This window comes from Acinetobacter sp. PK01 (genome assembly GCF_022819285.1).
GTDB classification, from domain to species: domain Bacteria; phylum Pseudomonadota; class Gammaproteobacteria; order Pseudomonadales; family Moraxellaceae; genus Acinetobacter; species Acinetobacter tandoii.
This window is the reverse complement of sequence record NZ_CP094643.1, coordinates 1,849,219-1,868,098: the sequence shown is the minus strand read 5'-3', so window position 1 is coordinate 1,868,098 and position 18,880 is coordinate 1,849,219. Positions and strand designations below refer to the sequence as shown.

The window sequence follows — 18,880 nt, the reverse complement described above, 5'->3', positions numbered from 1 at the left end:
GATTAAGCCTCCTGCTTAATGGTTAATTGTTCAATGCGTTTTTCAGGGGTGGCATTCAAGATAATGCGATTGACATAGATGCCGGGCAAATGAATGTCATCAGGATCGAGTTCGCCAATTTCAACCACGTGTTCTACTTCAACTACGGTAAATTTACCTGCCATTGCACATTCTGGATTGAAGTTACGTGCGGTTTTACGGAAGATCAAATTACCCGCTTTATCCGCTTTGTAGGCTTTGACTAATGCAACATCTGCCGTTAATGAGTTTTCGAGAATATAGGGTTTACCGTCAAAATCGCGTTGTTCTTTGCCTTCGGCAATCAGCGTGCCAACACCTGTTTGAGTAAAGAAGGCAGGAATACCTGCACCGCCAGCGCGTAATTTTTCTGCCAGTGTGCCTTGTGGGGTAAGTTCAACTTCGAGTTCACCATTTAAATATTGGCGTTCAAATTCTTTATTTTCACCGACATAAGATGAAATCATTTTTTTAATTTGTTTGGTTTGTAAGAGTTTGCCTAAACCGAAATCATCGACACCTGCATTGTTGGAAATACAAGTAAGTTCGTTAACCCCAGTTTGTTTAAGTGCTTCAATCAGCGCTTCTGGAATACCGCATAAGCCAAAACCACCGACTGCAATCGTTTGTCCATTTTTAACTACATCTTGCAATGCAAGTGTTGCACTTGAATAGAGCTTATTCATATTAACTTCTCTAAATCCCTTAGTTATCTTGAATCCATTATTAGCACTGCTTTGACAGATAATGAAGTTGAAATTTTCAAACAATTAATCAGAAAAACTCAATAATGGGGTGAAAAATAGGCAAAATTTAGCACAGTCCATGGGTTGAACACCTTGTAATGAGCTAAGCTGAATAGTTTAGAAATTATTTTTTAATTTTAAGTGTTTATTTTATATGTGTTTTTTATAATTATATTGCTTAAGTGTTTCAATAAACTGCGCTGTGATGTTGGAAATTTCAAAATTCTTTTTATAAATAATTCCAACAGGTTTAATCAAATCTTGATCTTGTAATTCAATCAGTACATTTTTTTCAGTATCAATAAACTGTTGGAAATGACGTGGAATTACACTTACTCCAATGCCTAATGCAACAAAACTCGATAGAGAGCTGATTTGATGACATTCAACTTTTAAGTCCAATTGAATGTTATTTTTTTTGCAATTTTCTTCAATCAGATAGCGCACAATCGAAGGCTGTTGCAAGGTCACGAAAGGATTGGCACAGAGGTCTTTCCATGTAATTGAAGTTGTATGCGCTAATGGATGTGCTTTGGGTAATAAGGCAAGAAAATCTTCATTGAATAATGGTAAGAATTCGAGCGTATCGATTTGTTGTGGTTCGAAACATATACCGAGTTCAAAAATACCATCGAGCACATTCTCAATAATTTTTTCATTGGTAATGTCATGAATTGAAAAATTAATATTCGGGTGTAAGCCTAAGAAGTTTTGAATTACATTCGGCATGATGGCATGTGTGACAAAAGGCATAGAGGCAATATTGAGTGTCCCGCGCTGTAATTTAAAACGTTGTTTGACATCCTTTTCCATATCTTCCCAATTTGCCAATAGTTTTTTGGCATAAGGAATCAGGGATTTACCCTCGAAAGTTAATTCTACTCGGCGTGTATTGCGCTTAAAAAGTTTTCCACCCAGTTCTTCTTCTAAGGTTTTAATGGTGAGGCTTAATGCAGATTGACTGAGATGAAGTTCATTCGATGCATTGGCATAGTTCAAACTGCGGGCTAGGGCTAAGAAGGCTTTTAGTTGTTTTAAAGTCATAACTAGATGCGTACCATGCGGGCTGAGTGAAATATGAGGTCTGGTTTGATTTTGATCCTTTTTCACATGAAATGCAAAAAAACAATGAAGTTACAGATAATTAAATTTATTTAAATTCTATTTTTTATAATAATTTTAAATATTATTGAGTGTTTAATTTTATTATAATGAAAAGGATTGATGAGTTTTTTAAAATAATTAATCATATTTTTAAATATATTAAATTTTGTTTATTTTTATTTTTTAAATTATTGATATTTATGTTTTTATTTTGAATTGGTGATTATTTATAATATTTAAATGTTGTGTTTTTAATTTTTGGTGTTATTTTTTTAAATACTAAAAGTGGTATTAAAAATTTTTCTGCTTGTTGTTTTTATATAGGGTTTAGGATAACTCTTAATAAAATTGAGCATTTTTTCGGTCAAAAAATAAAGGTCTATCACATTGTCTATCGCAATGTGTGCGCCCTTATGTATTCTTTATCAGGGAGAAAAGAATATGTGGGATTTATTTGTCATCCTACTGTCTTTAGGTTTGTTGATGTACACAGCCTATAAGGGATTTTCGGTCATTCTCATGGCACCCCTCTGTGCCTTACTTGCGGTATTTTTAATTGCACCCAACCATGTTTTACCATTCTATTCAGGCGTATTTATGCCCAAAATGGTGAATTTTATTAAAGACTATTTTTTGGTCTTTTTATTGGGTGCAATTTTCGGCAAAGTTGTGGAAATGTCGGGGATTGCCTCCTCGATTGCAAAAACCATTGTCAGTTTAATTGGGGCTAAACGTGCAATTTTAACGGTTGTATTGTTAGGTGCAATTTTGACTTATAGTGGCGTGAGCTTGTTTGTGGTGGTGTTTGCGGTATATCCATTTGCGAACCAACTGTTCCAAGAAGCGAATATTCCAAAACGTTTAATTCCAGGCACAATTGCACTCGGTGCATTTACCTTTACCATGGATGCCTTGCCAGGCACACCACAAATTCAAAATGTGATTCCAACCACGTTCTTTGGCACCAATATTTATGCGGCGCCTTTTTTAGGGATTATTGGTGCAATTTTTGTGCTATGTATGGGGCTGTTTTATCTACAATGGCGTTGTCGTGCTGCTGAACAAGCAGGTGAGGGTTATGCAGGGTTCGCGAATGAACAAGTACAAGCTACAGATTCGACTACGACAGTAAATCTTTTAGATAGTCAAAATGGTTCTAGAGCACGTCAGGCACTGGCTTTTGTACCGCTTATTTTAGTTGCGGTCATGAACAAGTTTTTATCTACTGCAATTCCAAAATGGTACCCAAATGGCTTCGATTTTAATGCGATTGGTTTGGCCAATTACACTGTAGATGTAGCGAAAACGGGTGCAATCTGGGCGGTCGGCTTGGCGTTAATTGTCGGCATAATCAGTGCATTTTTATATGACTATCAGCGTGTAATTATGCAGTTCAAAGAAGGTGTGAATACCAGTATTAGCGGTGCTTTACTTGCGGTCATGAATACCGCTTCGGAATATGGTTTTGGTGCCATTATTGCGGCATTACCAGGCTTTGCTTTGATCAGCCACGGTTTAAGTTCAACTTTTACCAATCCATTGGTGAATGGTGCCGTGACCACAACTGTGCTGGCGGGGATTACAGGTTCGGCATCAGGTGGTATGAGTATTGCCCTGAGTGCGATGGCGGAACAATACAATGCAGCAATTCTCGCGGCAGGTATTCCACCAGAAGTCATGCACCGTGTAGTGTCTATGGCATCAGGGGGGATGGATACCTTACCGCATAATGGCGCAGTAATTACCCTACTTGCGGTGACTGGTTTAACTCACAAGCAGTCTTATAAAGATATTTTTGCTGTCACTATTATTAAAACCACTGCGGTATTTGTTGTGATTGCAGCATTTACAATTTTCGGTATTGTCTAAAATTACGTTGAGGACTAGGCCTGTACAAGTTGCAGGCTAGATGTAAAAGGAGTGAGTCATGAGCTTGCAATTAGAAAATAAAGTTGCATTTATTACAGGTTCGGCCAGTGGCATTGGTTTAGAAATTGCCAAAAAATTTGCACAAGAAGGTGCAAAAGTGGTGATCTCCGACATGAATGCTGAAAAATGTCAGGAAACGGCTGAAGCACTAAAAGCACAGGGTTTTCAGGCACTTTCAGCCCCTTGTGATGTGACGGATGAAGCTGAATATCAGGCAGCAATTGAATTAACGCAAAACACTTTTGGTACTTTGGATATTTTGATTAATAACGCGGGCTTTCAACATGTCGCGCCAATTGAAGAATTTCCAACAGCAGTGTATCAAAAACTGATTCAAGTCATGCTGACAGGTTCTTTTATTGGAATTAAACATGCCTTTCCAATTATGAAGGCACAGAAATCAGGTCGTATTATTAATATGGCATCGATTAATGGCTTAATTGGATTTGCGGGTAAAGCGGGTTATAACAGTGCCAAACATGGTGTGATTGGGCTAACTAAAGTTGCAGCTTTAGAGTGTGCTCGTGATGGCATTACCGTAAATGCACTGTGTCCAGGTTATGTGGATACGCCATTGGTTCGTGGTCAAATTGCAGATTTAGCTAAAACGCGTAATGTGAGTTTGGACTCCGCACTTGAAGATGTGATTTTAGCGATGGTGCCACAAAAGCGTTTGCTTCGTGTTGAAGAAATTGCTGATTATGCAATTTTCTTGGCCAGTGACAAAGGTGCCGGTATTACGGGGCAGGCTGTAGTCATGGATGGAGGATACACTGCACAATAACAATACTTATAAATTGAGAGACGACTCTATCCAGCCATAAAAGAATCGCTATTCTTTAGATGGAGTCGTCGCTTTTTTCCTTAACCAGTCGGAAACGGCTGGTTCTTTTTTGGAGGGTAGATGTATTTCTGATGGTCATTTATTTTTCACTTTTAAAAAACAGCAACAGCATGGAAATGAAAGTCAGTATAAAAATTACCGGCCAGATAATGAGTAAATCAATACGAATATTGGTGTCTGGTGATTTGAGCTGAACAAAAAATTCCCACAGCGCATAAAGCAGCCATAAAATTGAGGTTAGGCCTAAATATTTTGCACTATGCTGGTGGCTAAAATTACGTACAATTAAATAGCCGATAAAAAAGATACAGGCAATCCCGAAAATGGAAAGAGGTTTTGCGACCAATAAATTTGTCAGAAAATTCATATCAACCTCCTATAAAACCTTCCTAGGCGCAAACTTACAGTACTGGAATGACACTTTAAGCAGGATATATTCAGATCAGAATTGGGTCGAGCATTTAAATGACTTTGAGTTTCAGGGGCAATTAGGCTTTTCGAAACAGATCAATTTGCTCTAGTTCACATGAGATCGAAAGTTGTTACTGGCTTAAATTATCTGGGCATCCTCATCGTTAAGTACGTAAAGAGTTTGAATCCTGTCATTATTGTTATCCTGTAGCTTATATAAATAGTTTATGACTTTGAGTATTTTTTAATCAATGGTTTGCCGTATAAATGTGGTGATGAGATGTAAACAACAGTGAATTTAAACTGATGTAATGGGTACGAGAATCACCTCTATCGATTGTATTGAAGCTATTTATTCAACGAAGGCGATTGTGCAATCACCTTCATTTTCAGTTTAAGGATTCGTTATTTGTTAGGATTGGTTGGCTCAAACTCTTTAAAATCAGCTTTGCGGATTTTGGCATGAATACCTTTAGTGCGGTCAACCACTTGTGAAACTTCAAAATCTGTTGCAGCACTTAAGTAAGCATAGGCAGTCGCTTCATCAATACCATATTCTTGATGTAAAAAACGGATTGCTTCACGGGTAGATTTTTTCATCGCTTCATCTAGATCGGCATCTAAACCTGGAGTAATCCAAAACTCTGCATTCTCTGCTAAAGGTTGTTTAATTTCTTGACCTGGAATCTTGTCCTTACCAGCCTTTAATAAGGTAAATTTGAGGGTTGCACGCGCTGATGCTTCCAATGCTGTCAGTGCGACTTCACCATCACCTTGCGAGAAATGGCTATCGCCTGTGTAAAAAAGTGCACCTTTGACTTGTACTGGATAATAGGCAGTTGCACCCGCACCAAGCTCATTAATATCAATATTTCCACCATACAATGCCGGTGGTACAGAGTGAACAGGTTCAGAAGTATTTGCAGCTACCCCCATAATGCCCATAAAAGGGTAAAGCGGGAAACGAATCGCTTTACCTGACGCGGTTTTTAATACACCTTCATATTCACCTTGAGCATTCTTTTCAATTGGGGTGAAAATTGAAACATTGCCGAAACGTTCAGGATGTTCAGCAGATGGATTATCTTGTTGAGGTGTCTTTGGGAATTCTCCGACCAATGCTCCTTTTCCATGTCGATTCGAAATTACACCATAGGGTACACGTGGTTCGACCTTAATCACTTCGACTTTTAAAATATCCCCAGGCTCAGCACCTGCAATGGCAACTGGCCCTGTAACAATGTGGGGGCCATCTTTATGGAAGTCATGTGCTAATTTGGATTGAGTAATTTTTTTGGCTTCCTCTAGAATATATTCAGACTTGACCCCTTTAGATTGGAAATATTTGTCTGCATCACGGCCTTGATCTTCAAGTAAACCTTCATGGGAGACCGTATCGAATGTGACAATACTTCCAGAATTTACCGTCAAAACTGGTTTTGCATCTCGATTGGGTAAATAGCCCCAAGTAATGGTATTTAGTGTGGATGGTACATAGTAGTTGCCTTTATATGCACCCTCTTTAAGTAAGGTTGGTTTTTCAGATATTTGTTTAAGAATTTTGAAATCATCGGCATAGGTGAATGCTGAGCTCAATGTCGTTAATACAGCCAATGAAATAAGTTTAATTTTCAACATAAGTTTAACCTTTACTTAATCTATCTCCAATCTATGTATTTGATATATAGCAATCCTTATGCCAATTTTGATTTCTTAATCAATTCAATACTTCTAATAAATTATGTGAAAATTAAATTAGTTAATTTGACTTATGATGATGCAATTCATTGGAGGGTTATTTACTCATAGGTAAAATATGCTTAGTTTTAGAGCAACTTTTGAATTGGTCATATTTCTATACAATCACCTCATCATCCCAGTTTTTGAAAATAGATCATGTTAGAAATTTAAAGATAAAAATCTGTACAATTTTTCAACTTTATCTCTATTCTGTTTGCTATGATCAAAAGAAATAATTCATCAATACCAAGAGAACAAGAATGAGCTTTATTACCGCCGAACATGCCAAAATTCTTACGGCAACCGCCAAATTGGATATCAACCTCTATAAAGAGCGCTTAGCAAAATTAATCGAAGAAAGTGCTCAGCAGGGGAATACAGCAGTGTTTGCTGTTTTACCTAAGCATTTGCCGCTTAGTGAAATTCGGGAGCTTTCGGCTGAATTGACCCAGTTGGGTTATCAAGTTCGTTTCGAAGTAAATGAGTTCTTTTATAGTTTTAACGTGTACTGGATATAGCGTAATCGCTTTAATTGATGTTCATGACAATAAAAAACCCTTTAAATTATGTATTTAAAGGGTTTTTAAAATCAAAGACTTAATTAAGCTTCAATTGTTTGCACTGCAATTTTCTTTGCTGGGTCAACTTTACGACGCACTGCGGGTACAGGTTCGCCATAGTATTGGCGGTCAGCAAAGTAACTTGATCGAACCATTGGTGCAGACCAGATGTTTCTAAAACCAAGTTTACGACCATGTTCTGCGTAACGCTCGAATTCTTCTGGGCTGACAAAACGGTCAATCGGTGCATGTTCTTTAGAAGGCTGTAAATACTGGCCGATGGTTACATAGTCTACATCATGGGCACGTAAGTCATCTAATAGTGCAATGACTTCTTCTTCAGTTTCACCAATACCGACCATTAAACCACATTTGGTTGGAACATCAGGGCAGTACTCTTTAAACATTTTAAGTAGCGTTAAAGAGTGTTGGTAATCTGAACCTGGACGCATCGCTTTATACAAACGTGGCACAGTTTCGATATTGTGGTTAAACACGTCTGGTGGGCATTCAGTCATAATACGTAAGGCAATATCCATACGACCACGGAAGTCTGGCACCAAAATTTCGAGTAGAGTTTTCGGGCTTAAGTTACGAGCTTCTTTAATACAATCTACAAAGTGCTGTGCGCCACCATCCAATAGATCATCACGGTCTACCGAAGTAATTACGGCATATTTCAAACCTAAATTGGAAATAGTTTCAGCCATATGACGTGGTTCATCTGGGTCAAGCGCATTTGGACGGCCATGAGCAACATCACAGAATGGACAACGACGAGTACAGATGTCACCCATAATCATAAAGGTTGCAGTACCACCGCCAAAACATTCTGGTAAATTTGGGCAGGCAGCTTCTTCACATACAGTATGTAATTTTTGTGCACGTAAAGTTGTTTTAATGCGTTGAACTTCCTCTGGCGCTGTCATCTTGACACGAATCCAGTCTGGCTTACGAGGCACTTCAACCGTAGGTACAACTTTGACAGGAATACGTGAAACTTTTTCTGCACCACGAAGTTTGACACCCTGTTCAGGTTTACGGCTTTCAGACATATTCAACTTTTCCACTGTTTACACGGAGAGATATTTAAACATTATAACGGAATTGCACATTGATAGGGCGAAAACACTATTCATTTTCTAAATGTCGTTATCATTCAATATATGACTATGAAATACAGCAAAGTCAGCTATTTTCAGTCATAATAGAGTGAAAATAGACACAAATTTATAGAAAAGGAGCGTTGAATGGCACGTAAGAAAGAGGTCGTTAGTGGAACTTTCTTGAAATATGATGCGGTCGTTCTAGGTTCGGGCCCAGCTGGTGAAGGCGCGGCAATGAAACTTGCCAAATCAGGTAAGCGCGTTGCAATTATTGATATGCGAGAGCAACTGGGGGGAAACTGTACTCACGTTGGCACAATTCCGAGTAAGGCATTGCGTCAAACAGTATCGAGCATTATTCGCTACCAACGCGATCCAATGTTCCAAAAAGTGGGGGATTGGAAACAATTCACCATGAAACAAGTACTGCGCAATGCACATAAAGTCATTCAACAACAGGTAGAAACACATTCGCGTTTTTACGATCGTAACAAGATTGATATTTATCATGGGCGTGCTTATATCCAAGATCAAAACACAGTATTGGTCTTTACGCCTGATGGGATTAAAGAAACCATCATGTTCAAGCAGTTGGTGATTGCGACAGGTAGCCGTCCTTATCGTCCTGCGATGCTTGATTTTAATCATCCGCGTGTATTTGATTCAGATAAAATTTTGGATTTGGATTTCTCGATTCAGAAAATCATCATTTATGGTGCAGGTGTAATTGGCTGCGAATATGCGTCAATTTTCATTGGATTGGATCATAAAGTTGATCTGATCAATACCCAAATGAAATTGCTCAGCTATTTAGATGATGAAATTTCAGATGCCTTGTCATATCACTTGCGTGAGCAGGGTGTATTGATTCGTCATAACGAACAGATTGATCATCTTGAAACTTTCGATGATCACGTGGTGATGCATTTGCTCAGTGGTAAGAAAATTAAGGCTGATGCGATTTTATGGTGTAATGGCCGTTCTGGTAATACAGATGGTCTTGGACTAGAGAATGTCGGTATTACGCCAAACAGCCGCGGTCAAATTACCGTGAATGATCAATATCAAACTGAAGTTGAGAATATTTACGCTGCAGGTGATGTAATTGGTTGGCCATCTTTGGCTTCTGCTGCTTATGACCAAGGTCGTTGTGCAGGGGCAAATATGAGTGGTGAAGAAGGTATTGAACCTGTAGTTGATATTCCTACAGGGATTTACACCATTCCAGAAATTTCTTCGATTGGTAAGAATGAACAGCAATTAACGGAAGAAAAAATTCCCTATGAAGTGGGGCAGGCATCTTTCCGTCATTTAGCTCGTGCGCAAATTACAGGCGATACCGTCGGTGAGTTGAAGATTTTATTCCACCGCGATACTTTGGAAATTTTGGGCGTACATTGTTTTGGTAATAACGCTGCGGAAATTATTCACATTGGTCAAGCAGTGATGAACAGTCCAAATAATACGATCAAGTATTTTGTGGAAACGACATTTAACTACCCAACAATGGCTGAAGCCTACCGTGTAGCGACTTTGAATGGTATGAACCGTTTGTTCTAAACATTCAGTGAAGTGAATAAAAGCCCATTTTAATTAATGGGCTTTTTTATGCGCTGAGAAATGATGAATATCGTTTAGAAAGGTCGAGCACCTGCCAAGCTAATACGTTTTAATAAGCGACGTTGTTCTGCGGGAAAGGGTGTTCTTGAATGTAATGTGACTTGATTGTCCCAAAACACGATATCTCCCGTTTCCCAATGATGTTCATAGCGGAATTCTGGTTTTAGAATATGTGCGCGTAGTTCTGCGATGAGTTTACTGCCTTCAATATCATCGACATTGACCAATTCAACTTCTGAACGTGTATTTAACCACAAAGCCTTACGTCCAGTTTCAGGATGAGTACGTACAAGTGGATGTGGATAGGCATGTCCTAGAATAGGTTGATCTTTAAAGCGGTAGTAAGGTGAATCTGCATAACCACTTGCCCCTTTATTACTTTGTGCACGGACAAACGGATTATAGGTAATGAGCTGTAACGAGTCGATTTTCTGTTTAAGCTCATCTGAGAGGGCATCATAGGCTTTAATGGTATTGAACCAAGTGGTTTGTCCACCGTTTTGTGGAAGTTCAATGGCATAAAGCAGTGAGCCGAAAGAGGGGAGAGGTGTCCATTGATGATCGGCATGTGGGCTTAGCTCGCCGTGTCCTGTGTAGTCTCCTTGCCCCACTGCATTTGACACAGGTACAACATCAGGTGGGACGCCAGTATCCGATTGGCTGGCAAGTACGGGATTATCAGCGCTTGGGCGGAAAATGGAACCAAAGTAGCTGGCAAAAGCTAGATATTGTAAATCATCTAAACTTTGTTGTTTAAAGATCAAAACTAAATGCTCTGCTAGGGCTTGTTTAAGACGGAAAATGGTTTCGCCTGACTGTGCTTTACGTGCATCTAGACCTGTCACAACTGCGCCTAAAGCTTGATCTTTCAATGGGGTAATTTGAATTTCATTTGGATGTTGAAGAGCTTCAGCTAAATGCCATTGTGGTGCATCATGAATGGCTTGAGAAAGTTGTGTAAGACTGGTCATTGTTATTACTCTAAATTTTTTGTTGTTTTAAACTAAGAAAAACTCAGCATTTTTTGAAATAAGAATAAATGCTGAGTTTATGAAAACTAGAGCCAGTCTTGAAGAGATTAATGTGGGCAGAATGCTTGATTAAAGTACTCGAAGAGTTGCGGTGTTTGTAGCCAGAGTGCAATGGCAGCAATAATGAGTCCCAGTACAACCGCACTAATCGATGTCTTAAGCCAAAACAGAGATGAATTATTCATGTACCACCGCCTTTTCATCGACAAAGAAATGAACCAGTACACCTAAAACACTGAGCGCAATTGAAATCATCCAAACTGCTTGATAATTACCCGTGATGTCATGATTCACGCCACCGAGCCATCCACCAAAAAAAGATCCGACTTGATGGGTAAAAAATACAATACCGCTGAGCATAGACAAATAGCGAATGCCAAACATATTGGCAACAATACCATTGGTCAGCGGCACGGTAGATAACCATAATAGCCCCATTATGATACCGAAGCCATATACGGTCCAAGTGCTGAGCGGTAACGCTAAAAAGGCAATCATGGCAACACCACGCAGCGCATATAAACCCATGAGCAGTTTAGGTTTGGAAAATTTACCCCCTAACCAGCCCGCGCCGTACGTACCAAAGATATTGAATAACCCAACAAGAGCTAAAAACACCGTGCCCGTGGTCGCATCAAAACCGTGATCAATCAGATAACCAGGCAGGTGAATACCAATAAACACCACTTGGAAGCCACACACCATAAAACCTAAAGATAAAAACCAGAAAGGTTTATGTGCTTTTGCAATGTTCAAAATTTGTTTAAAACTGGGGGCAGGTGCACTACTTGTGGTTTGGCTATTCGGTGCAACATACATGGGTGCTTTTAGCATCCAAGCAAGTGGAACAATAAAGGCAATTAAAATCGCACTGACAATTAAAGCGGCTGACCAACCAATATTTTGCAATAGCAATAAGGTGGACGGCAGCATAATAAATTGTCCAAACGAGCCTGCTGCACTGGCAATGCCCATAGCCAAACTACGTTTTTCGGGTGGCGCAGCCCGACCTACCGCAGAAAGTAACACAGGAAAAGAGGTTGCAGATAAAGCTAAACCTAAAATCAGACCGACACTGACATTCAGCATAAAGCCAGTTGAGCTGACGGACATGAGTAATAAGCCAATCGCGTAGAGAATACCTCCTACTGTGACGACAATTTTACTGCCATATTTGTCGGCAAAAGCTCCCGTAATTGGCTGTACAGCACCCCAAATCAGGTTTTGTAATGCGATTGCTAAACTAAAGACGTTATGCCCCCAACCAAATTCATGGCTCATAGGAACCAAATAGAGTCCAAATGCATGTCGAACACCTAGCGAAAGCGCCAAAATGATAGCGCTGCTAATCAGCATATAAATAAGGGGTTTTGAAAATTGACTTTGGGTCATTGCCGCATTCGTCTTTGAAATATGAGTTTGGCTGTATTGTACGCAATATATCGATTAATTTCGATATTTGATTAAAACATTTGAAAAGTGACGTAATGATTGGGGGATTGGTGCAGCATTATGAATGTGTGAAAACTAATGAAACCGTCATTATTTGCATATTTAGGACATTGTTGGATTAGAAATAGTTCAACATTTGATGCCGTGGATTTGTCATTTATCAGGATTTATACATTCAAGAATTAATTCTATATGCATGAGTGATTTTTGGTTCTACGAATCAAGTGAATATTTTACATAAGAAACAGTAGGTTATTTTGATCAGGTACAGAGAGTGAATACACCCTCATTTGTACCTGAGGATTTAAAGTTTTACGCTAAACTATTTCGTTCTAATACAGCTTGATCAAAAAGTTGTTTTTCTTTGGTTTTATGTTCAACTGAAAAGCGAATTAAAATGACACTAAAGGCTGCAACTGTGACTAAACCGCCAAGGATGAATAGACAAGTTTGTACATCTAATACGCCTTTCAATAAAAAGCCAGCGGCTACTGCACCTACATTACCCCCAGCACCAATAATCCCTGCAACACCTCCTAAAGCATCACGGTCAATAAAAGGCACCAGTGCATAAGTAGCCCCACATGCCATATGGGTAAAGAGTGCAAATACAGTCATGCTGATAATAGCGAGTGTGACGGTATTCATTTGAGAGAATACGATTAAGAATAAACCTTCAAGTAAGACTAGCGTGAATAACACTTTGGTGCGTCCATCTAGGCCTTTTGCGATTGCAATTTTATCTGAAACAATGCCACCCAAAGCACGAGCGAAAAGTGCCAATAGACCAAAGATACCCGCAGTTAAACCTGCCTCTTTAAGGCCCATATTGAAGTGGTCTACATAATACATTGCAGCAACATTATGAATGAAAATTTCAATACCAAAACATGCAGCATAAGATACAAATAGAATCCAAACGCGGTAATTGCGTGCAGCTTGCAGCAAAATTGCTGTACCGCCTTTTTTACCGCTTCCCACTTCAATGCCTTGCGCACGGACTTCTTTAAAATTCCCTTGAGGGCAATCTTGAGTGAGCTTCCAATATAAGATGCCCACAATCACCATCATGATGCCCGGTACAAGCAGAGCAATGCGCCATCCCATGCTTTGTTCTACACCAAACATTACAATTGCCCCAAGAAGAAGTGGCATGAGGGCTTGTGTTGCACCGCCGCCTGCATTACCCCAACCAGCCGCTGCCGCGTTTGCTGTACCCACGACATTCGGTGCAAACATAATACTGGTATGATATTGGGTAATGACAAAACTCGCGCCAATGGCACCAATCAGTAAACGGAAAAATAAAAAAGATTCGTAGGTATTGGCAGCGGCAACGCCAAATACAGGAATACTGCCGAGTAATAAAAGGGCCGTATAGGTCTTTCTGGGACCATATTTATCACACAACGGACCGACAATCAGACGAATTAAAATAGTAATCGCAACGGCTGCAATATTAATGTTGGCAATTTGATCTTTGGTTAAATTAAATTCGCCTTTAATTACAGGCATGAGCGGTGCGCAAGCAAACCATGCGAAGAAGCAAACAAAGAATGCGAGCCAAGTCATATGGAACGCACGCATGGCGGGTGTAGAAAAATTAAAAAGTTTAATTTGTGTCGCTTTTTTTGCATCGCTATTTATTGCTGAAGACATAACCATCCCCTGAACTGAGCGTCATTTTGTTTACAAGTTTTTTAAGTTGCTTGTAATCCGATCAGAACGGACATCGTTGGCCGTCTATGTACTGTGTGAATCGACGTTGATTCATCTTATAAATTATAAAGTGCAAGCAATATGCCAAAAGTGCGGATTTTGCATTTATTCAACAGATACAGTGATTAAACACTTGAGTTTCTTGGTTAATATGAGTTCAGAGATCATGAAATTCAGAGAAAATGACGCTGGATAAAAAGGATAAAATTTGATCAAAAATAATTCATTCTTTAAATCATTCAATAAAAGTGCATCAGAACAATGCACTTTAGATGAGAAGTTGGAGGGATAAAGCTCAGGAGTTAATCCACGGTCTTCATACTATTTTCATGAATACCGTGAAGAGAAATCCGAATGAGTTTTGGTATTTTAGAAGCGATAGCCAATACCGGCATAAGCGAGAATTGGATTGATTTCAATATCGGCTTTGGAGCGGATAAGTTCACCGAGTTTGGCATCGGTCACGGTAATGGTGGTGTCATTACTCAGTTGAGCATAACTGACCGAACCGACAGCAAACCAATTGCTATTAAAATCGTAGGTAAATCCAACTGTGGCAATCGGTGCAAAGGCATCAGATGCTTCAAGATCCACTTGAGGATTGGCTGAACTGGTTTTACCTTCTAAAGATCCGCCAGCATGACCTTCTTTAATATTGGCAATCATATGACCAGCGGCAATTAAATCTTGTTCAATACGTGGGTTCATTTCTAATTCATTAAAATAAGCATACATGACGCCTAAACCAACATAGGGACGAAATTTATTCACCCCAGTTTTGCCAAAGTGATATTGCAATTCAAATGCAGGTGTCCATGCCCGAGCCGAAGCAGCGGCGCCGTGAGCAGACAAATCAGTAATCAAAATATCATTTTCAAGTTCCAGTTGACCTAAAACACTGCCTAAAGGACTGGCAATCGCTGAAAAGGGAGCATAGATTTTTCCTTGACCTTGTAAATCGACCTTAGGAGGAATCCCAGCTTTGACCTCAACTGAAACATGGTCTGTAAAGAAATAATTACTCATGATGCCTAAAGTTGTAACATCATCTGCTTGAAGTCCAGTACCTGCATTATCCCATTGGCTTAAGCCGTGTATTTCGGCAGTACCACTGAGACTTGAAGGGATGGGAGCATCAATTGCAGCCAATCCTTTAAGAGCTGCCTTTAACAGTGGATTAACGTCACTGCTTGGCCGAATATTGTCTAAAACAGTTTGTGCATGAATATTTCCGACCTTTGCTGTTTCACCTTCCTTGACTGCTGTATTGACTCGAAACGGTTGGGCTTGACCTTGTGGCATAACATGTAATGCACCCACAGAAATGGAAAAACGTTTAAAGCCATCACCATCTTCTAGGCTAAAATATGGAGATTTAGCATGGCTAAATGTAGGAATAAGGGTAATCGCAATTGAAAATGCTAATCCTGTTTTTTGCATAGGGGACTCCATGTCCATTTTCATCATTTTTATTCAGGGCATTATTCAATAGAGCAGCGAAAGAAAACTGTTGTTTTAGAACAGGCATAGTTTTAAAAAATTGTGAAAATTACCGTGATTTTTTTATGGTTCTGTTACTTATCAATTAATCATGTTATTTCTAAAAAGCGTAAGAGTAAGTGGTGAATCTTGTTTGAGTATTTTTTAAGTTGTTATTAATTAAAAATAAAATAGTTAGGGGATGTTGTTTTTGGATATAAAAAAAGATCACCCGAAGGTGACCTTTTTGACAATTGACTTAGATTTTAAGCCAATGACACGTTGTCAGTCTGAAAACGAGATAAATCTTCTTCAGGACGTGCAGTCAAAATTTCAACGCCATCTTTAGTGACTAAAATGGTATGTTCATATTGCGCAGACAATTTATGATCTTTGGTCACAACTGTCCATTTGTCACCCAGTAACTTGGTTTGCCATACGCCTGCATTGACCATTGGCTCAATGGTAAAGGTCATGCCTTCTTCAAGAATCATACCGCTGTTGCCTTGACCATAATGCAATACTTGTGGTTCATCATGGAACACTGTACCAATACCGTGACCACAGTATTCACGTACAACGCTAAAGCGTTCAGATTCAACATATTTTTGAATAGCCATACCAATATCACCAATGGTCGAACCTGGTTTAACCGTCGCAATACCACGGTACATGGCTTCTTGAGCAACTTTACATAAGCGGTCAGCAAGAATCGAAGTCTCTTCACCCACCACATACATCATATTGGTATCGCCGTGATAACCATCTTTAATTACAGTGACGTCAATATTTAAAATATCGCCTTTCTTTAAGATTTTGCTTTCAGATGGAATACCGTGACACACCACGTGGTTCACAGAAGTACAAATGGTATGTTGAAACGCTGGACGACCAGGTGCCGCACCATAACCTAAACATGCAGGGATCGCATTTTGTACATTCACAATATAATCGTGACAAATCGTGTCTAATTCGAGGGTCGTTACCCCTGGTTTGATATGCGGTTTGATCATATCCAACACTTCCGCCGCCAGTCGTCCTGCCACGCGCATTTTTTCAATTTCATCGGCAGTTTTAATTAATCGACGGGGAGCTTGATAAGTTGTGTTCATGATCTCTAAAAACTTTTGGAAATTTGTATGTGACTATGGTATAAATAGCCGCCCATTTTATCAAATGCTTTTTCGTGAATATCTTCACGAGTCATTTGATTCAAATGGGTAAAAATCCGCACATATATCGACACATTACTCTGGGTGCCCTTTAAGGGTGGAGAATGCGGATATATGGAGGCCTAACCCAAACTTTAAGGTAAAGAAAATGGCAGATTACAACGTAAGCATGCGCGACCTTCTTCAAGCAGGCGCTCACTTCGGTCACCAAACTCGTTTCTGGAACCCAAAGATGCGTCAATACATCTTTGGTGCTCGTAACAAAATTCACATCATCAACCTTGAGCACACTGTTCCTGCGTTAAATGATGCTTTGAACTTTGTTAACAATCTTGCAAGCAAAAAGAACAAAGTATTGTTCGTTGGTACTAAACGTGCTGCTTCAAACATCATCCGTGAACAAGCTCAACGCGCTGGTCAACCATATGTAGATCACCGTTGGTTAGGTGGTATGTTGACGAACTGGAAAACACTTCGCCAATCTATCAACCGTTTAAAAGACCTTCAAACTCAATCTCAAGACGGTACTTTCGCTAAGCTTACTAAACGTGAAGCTTTAGAACGCGCTCGTGAGATGGAAAAACTTGAACGTGCTTTAGGCGGCGTTAAAAACATGGGTGGTTTACCTGACGCATTATTCGTAATCGACGTTGACCACGAATCAATCGCGATTAAAGAAGCTAAAAATCTTGGTATTCCTGTAATCGGTATCGTTGATACAAACTCTAACCCAGACAACGTTGATTTCGTTATCCCGGGTAATGACGATGCGATCCGTGCAGTAACACTTTACGCTTCTGCGATGGCTGATGCGATCCTTGCTGGTAAAGAGTACGCTCAAACTCAAGCAAATGCACAAGCAAAAGGCGACGAAGCTGCTAAAGAAGCTCCTGAGGCTTAATGCGTTTTGACGCAAGCTTGTCATTTTTGCGACATGTGATGGTGGCAAAGTAAGCGTCATGTATGCAGACGGCCCATGAGCATCCCTCTGGGCCGTTTCTGTTCTAAAAAGAATTCATTTTCTACCGATTTTTAGGAGATTCACATGACTGCTATTACTGCAAGCATGGTTAAAGAATTGCGTGACCGTACTGGTTTAGCAATGATGGAATGTAAAAAAGCATTAACAGAAGCGAACGGTGACATCGAATTAGCGATTGATAACCTTCGTAAATCTGGTCAAGCTAAAGCTGCTAAAAAAGCAGGTAACATCGCTGCTGACGGCGCGATCACTATCGCTCAAGAAGGCAACAAAGCAATTCTTTTAGAAGTAAACTGCCAAACTGACTTCGTTGCTAAAGACGAAAACTTTGCTGGTTTCTCTGCTAAAGTTGCTGCTGCTGCACTTGCTGCTGGCGAAACTGATGCTGCTAAAATTGCTGAACTTAAACTTGAAGATGGTGCTACTGTTGAAGAAGCGCGTATCGCTCTTGTTCAAAAAATCGGTGAAAACATCCAAGTACGTCGTGCTAAAATTGTTGAAGGTGAAAACCTTGCAGTTTACAAACACGGTTTAAAAATTGGTGTTGTAGTTGCTTACACAGGTTCTGCTGAAACTGGTAAAGGCGTTGCAATGCACGTTGCTGCGTTCAACCCAGTTGCTGTAACTGCTGAAGGCGTTTCTGCTGATCTTATCGCGAAAGAGAAAGAAATTGCAGAAGCGAAAGCGATTGAATCTGGCAAGCCAGCAAACATCGTTGAGAAGATGGTTACTGGTTCAGTTGAGAAATACTTGAACGAAGTTGTTCTTGAGCGTCAAATGTACGTAATCGACAACGACAAGAAAGTTGCTGATGTATTAAAAGCGACTGGTACAACTGTTGCTCAATTCGTACGTTTCGAAGTGGGTGAAGGCATTGAGAAAAAAGCTGAACTTTCTTTTGCTGAAGAAGTTGCTGCTGCTCAAGCTGCTGCAAAATAATTTTATTTTGCAAAAAAAAGCCCCTTTT

17 protein-coding genes are annotated in these 18,880 nt (G+C 39.7%); 6 read left to right on the top strand and 11 right to left on the bottom strand.

Annotated features, from left to right (window positions below; all coding sequences use genetic code 11):
• Positions 1 to 2: 2 nt before the first annotated feature.
• On the bottom strand, positions 3 to 704 hold the full coding sequence (locus MP622_RS08875; RefSeq protein WP_016167380.1) for a CoA transferase subunit A: 702 nt from the start codon (positions 702 to 704) through the stop codon (positions 3 to 5).
• Between the two features lie 210 nt (positions 705 to 914).
• A complete protein-coding gene (locus tag MP622_RS08870) occupies positions 915 to 1,808 on the bottom strand; it encodes a LysR family transcriptional regulator (protein ID WP_026440987.1) in 894 nt (297 codons plus the stop codon).
• A gap of 501 nt (positions 1,809 to 2,309) precedes the next feature.
• Between MP622_RS08870 and MP622_RS08865 the strand changes: the two genes are divergently transcribed.
• On the top strand, positions 2,310 to 3,737 hold the full coding sequence (locus tag MP622_RS08865) for a GntP family permease (RefSeq protein WP_243790554.1): 1,428 nt from the start codon (positions 2,310 to 2,312) through the stop codon (positions 3,735 to 3,737).
• Between the two features lie 58 nt (positions 3,738 to 3,795).
• Positions 3,796 to 4,581, top strand: a complete 786-nt coding sequence (locus tag MP622_RS08860; protein WP_044739358.1) for a 3-hydroxybutyrate dehydrogenase — start codon at positions 3,796 to 3,798, stop codon at positions 4,579 to 4,581.
• Positions 4,582 to 4,720: 139 nt separating this feature from the next.
• On the opposite strand, the gene MP622_RS08855 is transcribed toward MP622_RS08860, so the two are convergent.
• Together MP622_RS08855 and MP622_RS08850 are read right to left on the bottom strand one after the other, a co-directional pair.
• Positions 4,721 to 5,008 (bottom strand): hypothetical protein, encoded by a 288-nt coding sequence (locus MP622_RS08855; protein WP_044739359.1) that lies wholly within the window; start codon positions 5,006 to 5,008, stop codon positions 4,721 to 4,723.
• A 449-nt stretch (positions 5,009 to 5,457) separates the two neighbouring features.
• Positions 5,458 to 6,690, bottom strand: coding sequence for an acetamidase/formamidase family protein (locus MP622_RS08850; protein WP_243790552.1), 1,233 nt, complete (start codon positions 6,688 to 6,690; stop codon positions 5,458 to 5,460).
• Between the two features lie 362 nt (positions 6,691 to 7,052).
• On the opposite strand from MP622_RS08850, the gene MP622_RS08845 reads away from it, so the two are divergent.
• On the top strand, positions 7,053 to 7,310 hold the full coding sequence (locus MP622_RS08845) for a hypothetical protein (RefSeq protein ID WP_044739361.1): 258 nt from the start codon (positions 7,053 to 7,055) through the stop codon (positions 7,308 to 7,310).
• Positions 7,311 to 7,393: 83 nt separating this feature from the next.
• On the opposite strand, the gene lipA is transcribed toward MP622_RS08845, so the two are convergent.
• Complete coding sequence (gene lipA / locus MP622_RS08840) at positions 7,394 to 8,407, bottom strand: lipoyl synthase (RefSeq protein ID WP_044739362.1); 1,014 nt, start codon at positions 8,405 to 8,407, stop codon at positions 7,394 to 7,396.
• 195 nt (positions 8,408 to 8,602) lie between these two features.
• On the opposite strand from lipA, the gene sthA reads away from it, so the two are divergent.
• A complete protein-coding gene (gene sthA, locus MP622_RS08835) occupies positions 8,603 to 10,018 on the top strand; it encodes a Si-specific NAD(P)(+) transhydrogenase (protein ID WP_016167388.1) in 1,416 nt (471 codons plus the stop codon).
• Between the two features lie 74 nt (positions 10,019 to 10,092).
• Here sthA and MP622_RS08830 read toward each other — a convergent pair whose 3' ends face one another.
• From MP622_RS08830 to map, 6 genes are all read right to left on the bottom strand, one after another.
• On the bottom strand, positions 10,093 to 11,049 hold the full coding sequence (locus MP622_RS08830) for a TauD/TfdA family dioxygenase (RefSeq protein ID WP_243790551.1): 957 nt from the start codon (positions 11,047 to 11,049) through the stop codon (positions 10,093 to 10,095).
• Between the two features lie 107 nt (positions 11,050 to 11,156).
• Entirely contained in the window at positions 11,157 to 11,294 is a 138-nt protein-coding gene (locus tag MP622_RS08825; RefSeq protein ID WP_016167390.1) for a hypothetical protein, read from the bottom strand.
• The gene (locus MP622_RS08820) at positions 11,287 to 12,501 is read right to left on the bottom strand and encodes an MFS transporter (protein ID WP_243790549.1); all 1,215 of its coding nucleotides are present in this window, start codon (positions 12,499 to 12,501) and stop codon (positions 11,287 to 11,289) included. Before MP622_RS08820 ends, MP622_RS08825 begins: the two co-directional genes overlap by 8 nt.
• 372 nt (positions 12,502 to 12,873) lie before the next feature.
• Positions 12,874 to 14,220 (bottom strand): MFS transporter, encoded by a 1,347-nt coding sequence (locus MP622_RS08815; protein WP_243790547.1) that lies wholly within the window; start codon positions 14,218 to 14,220, stop codon positions 12,874 to 12,876.
• A 429-nt stretch (positions 14,221 to 14,649) separates the two neighbouring features.
• Positions 14,650 to 15,720: an OmpW family outer membrane protein gene (locus tag MP622_RS08810; RefSeq protein ID WP_243790545.1), complete on the bottom strand. Its 1,071-nt coding sequence runs from the start codon at positions 15,718 to 15,720 to the stop codon at positions 14,650 to 14,652.
• Positions 15,721 to 16,025: 305 nt separating this feature from the next.
• Positions 16,026 to 16,871 carry a type I methionyl aminopeptidase gene (map, locus tag MP622_RS08805; protein WP_243790543.1) on the bottom strand — a complete coding sequence of 282 codons (846 nt, stop codon included), beginning with the start codon at positions 16,869 to 16,871 and terminating at the stop codon, positions 16,026 to 16,028.
• 208 nt (positions 16,872 to 17,079) lie between these two features.
• Between map and rpsB the strand changes: the two genes are divergently transcribed.
• Positions 17,080 to 17,832: a 30S ribosomal protein S2 gene (gene rpsB, locus MP622_RS08800; RefSeq protein WP_100241034.1), complete on the top strand. Its 753-nt coding sequence runs from the start codon at positions 17,080 to 17,082 to the stop codon at positions 17,830 to 17,832.
• Positions 17,833 to 17,976: 144 nt separating this feature from the next.
• The gene (tsf, locus tag MP622_RS08795) at positions 17,977 to 18,852 is read left to right on the top strand and encodes a translation elongation factor Ts (RefSeq protein ID WP_243790541.1); all 876 of its coding nucleotides are present in this window, start codon (positions 17,977 to 17,979) and stop codon (positions 18,850 to 18,852) included.
• Positions 18,853 to 18,880: the final 28 nt, after the last annotated feature.

Excerpts from the sequence above, each read along its gene's own strand:
- rpsB (WP_100241034.1), top strand. The coding sequence starts at position 17,080 with ATGGCAGATTACAACGTAAGCATGCGCGACCTTCTTCAAGCAGGCGCT.
- MP622_RS08830 (WP_243790551.1), bottom strand. The coding sequence starts at position 11,049 with ATGACCAGTCTTACACAACTTTCTCAAGCCATTCATGATGCACCACAA.
- MP622_RS08820 (WP_243790549.1), bottom strand. The coding sequence starts at position 12,501 with ATGACCCAAAGTCAATTTTCAAAACCCCTTATTTATATGCTGATTAGC.
- sthA (WP_016167388.1), top strand. The coding sequence starts at position 8,603 with ATGGCACGTAAGAAAGAGGTCGTTAGTGGAACTTTCTTGAAATATGAT.
- MP622_RS08850 (WP_243790552.1), bottom strand. The coding sequence starts at position 6,690 with ATGTTGAAAATTAAACTTATTTCATTGGCTGTATTAACGACATTGAGC.
- map (WP_243790543.1), bottom strand. The coding sequence starts at position 16,871 with ATGAACACAACTTATCAAGCTCCCCGTCGATTAATTAAAACTGCCGAT.
- MP622_RS08865 (WP_243790554.1), top strand. The coding sequence starts at position 2,310 with ATGTGGGATTTATTTGTCATCCTACTGTCTTTAGGTTTGTTGATGTAC.
- MP622_RS08815 (WP_243790547.1), bottom strand. The coding sequence starts at position 14,220 with ATGTCTTCAGCAATAAATAGCGATGCAAAAAAAGCGACACAAATTAAA.
- MP622_RS08810 (WP_243790545.1), bottom strand. The coding sequence starts at position 15,720 with ATGCAAAAAACAGGATTAGCATTTTCAATTGCGATTACCCTTATTCCT.
- MP622_RS08875 (WP_016167380.1), bottom strand. The coding sequence starts at position 704 with ATGAATAAGCTCTATTCAAGTGCAACACTTGCATTGCAAGATGTAGTT.
- MP622_RS08855 (WP_044739359.1), bottom strand. The coding sequence starts at position 5,008 with ATGAATTTTCTGACAAATTTATTGGTCGCAAAACCTCTTTCCATTTTC.
- MP622_RS08825 (WP_016167390.1), bottom strand. The coding sequence starts at position 11,294 with ATGAATAATTCATCTCTGTTTTGGCTTAAGACATCGATTAGTGCGGTT.
- lipA (WP_044739362.1), bottom strand. The coding sequence starts at position 8,407 with ATGTCTGAAAGCCGTAAACCTGAACAGGGTGTCAAACTTCGTGGTGCA.
- MP622_RS08870 (WP_026440987.1), bottom strand. The coding sequence starts at position 1,808 with ATGACTTTAAAACAACTAAAAGCCTTCTTAGCCCTAGCCCGCAGTTTG.
- MP622_RS08845 (WP_044739361.1), top strand. The coding sequence starts at position 7,053 with ATGAGCTTTATTACCGCCGAACATGCCAAAATTCTTACGGCAACCGCC.
- MP622_RS08860 (WP_044739358.1), top strand. The coding sequence starts at position 3,796 with ATGAGCTTGCAATTAGAAAATAAAGTTGCATTTATTACAGGTTCGGCC.
- tsf (WP_243790541.1), top strand. The coding sequence starts at position 17,977 with ATGACTGCTATTACTGCAAGCATGGTTAAAGAATTGCGTGACCGTACT.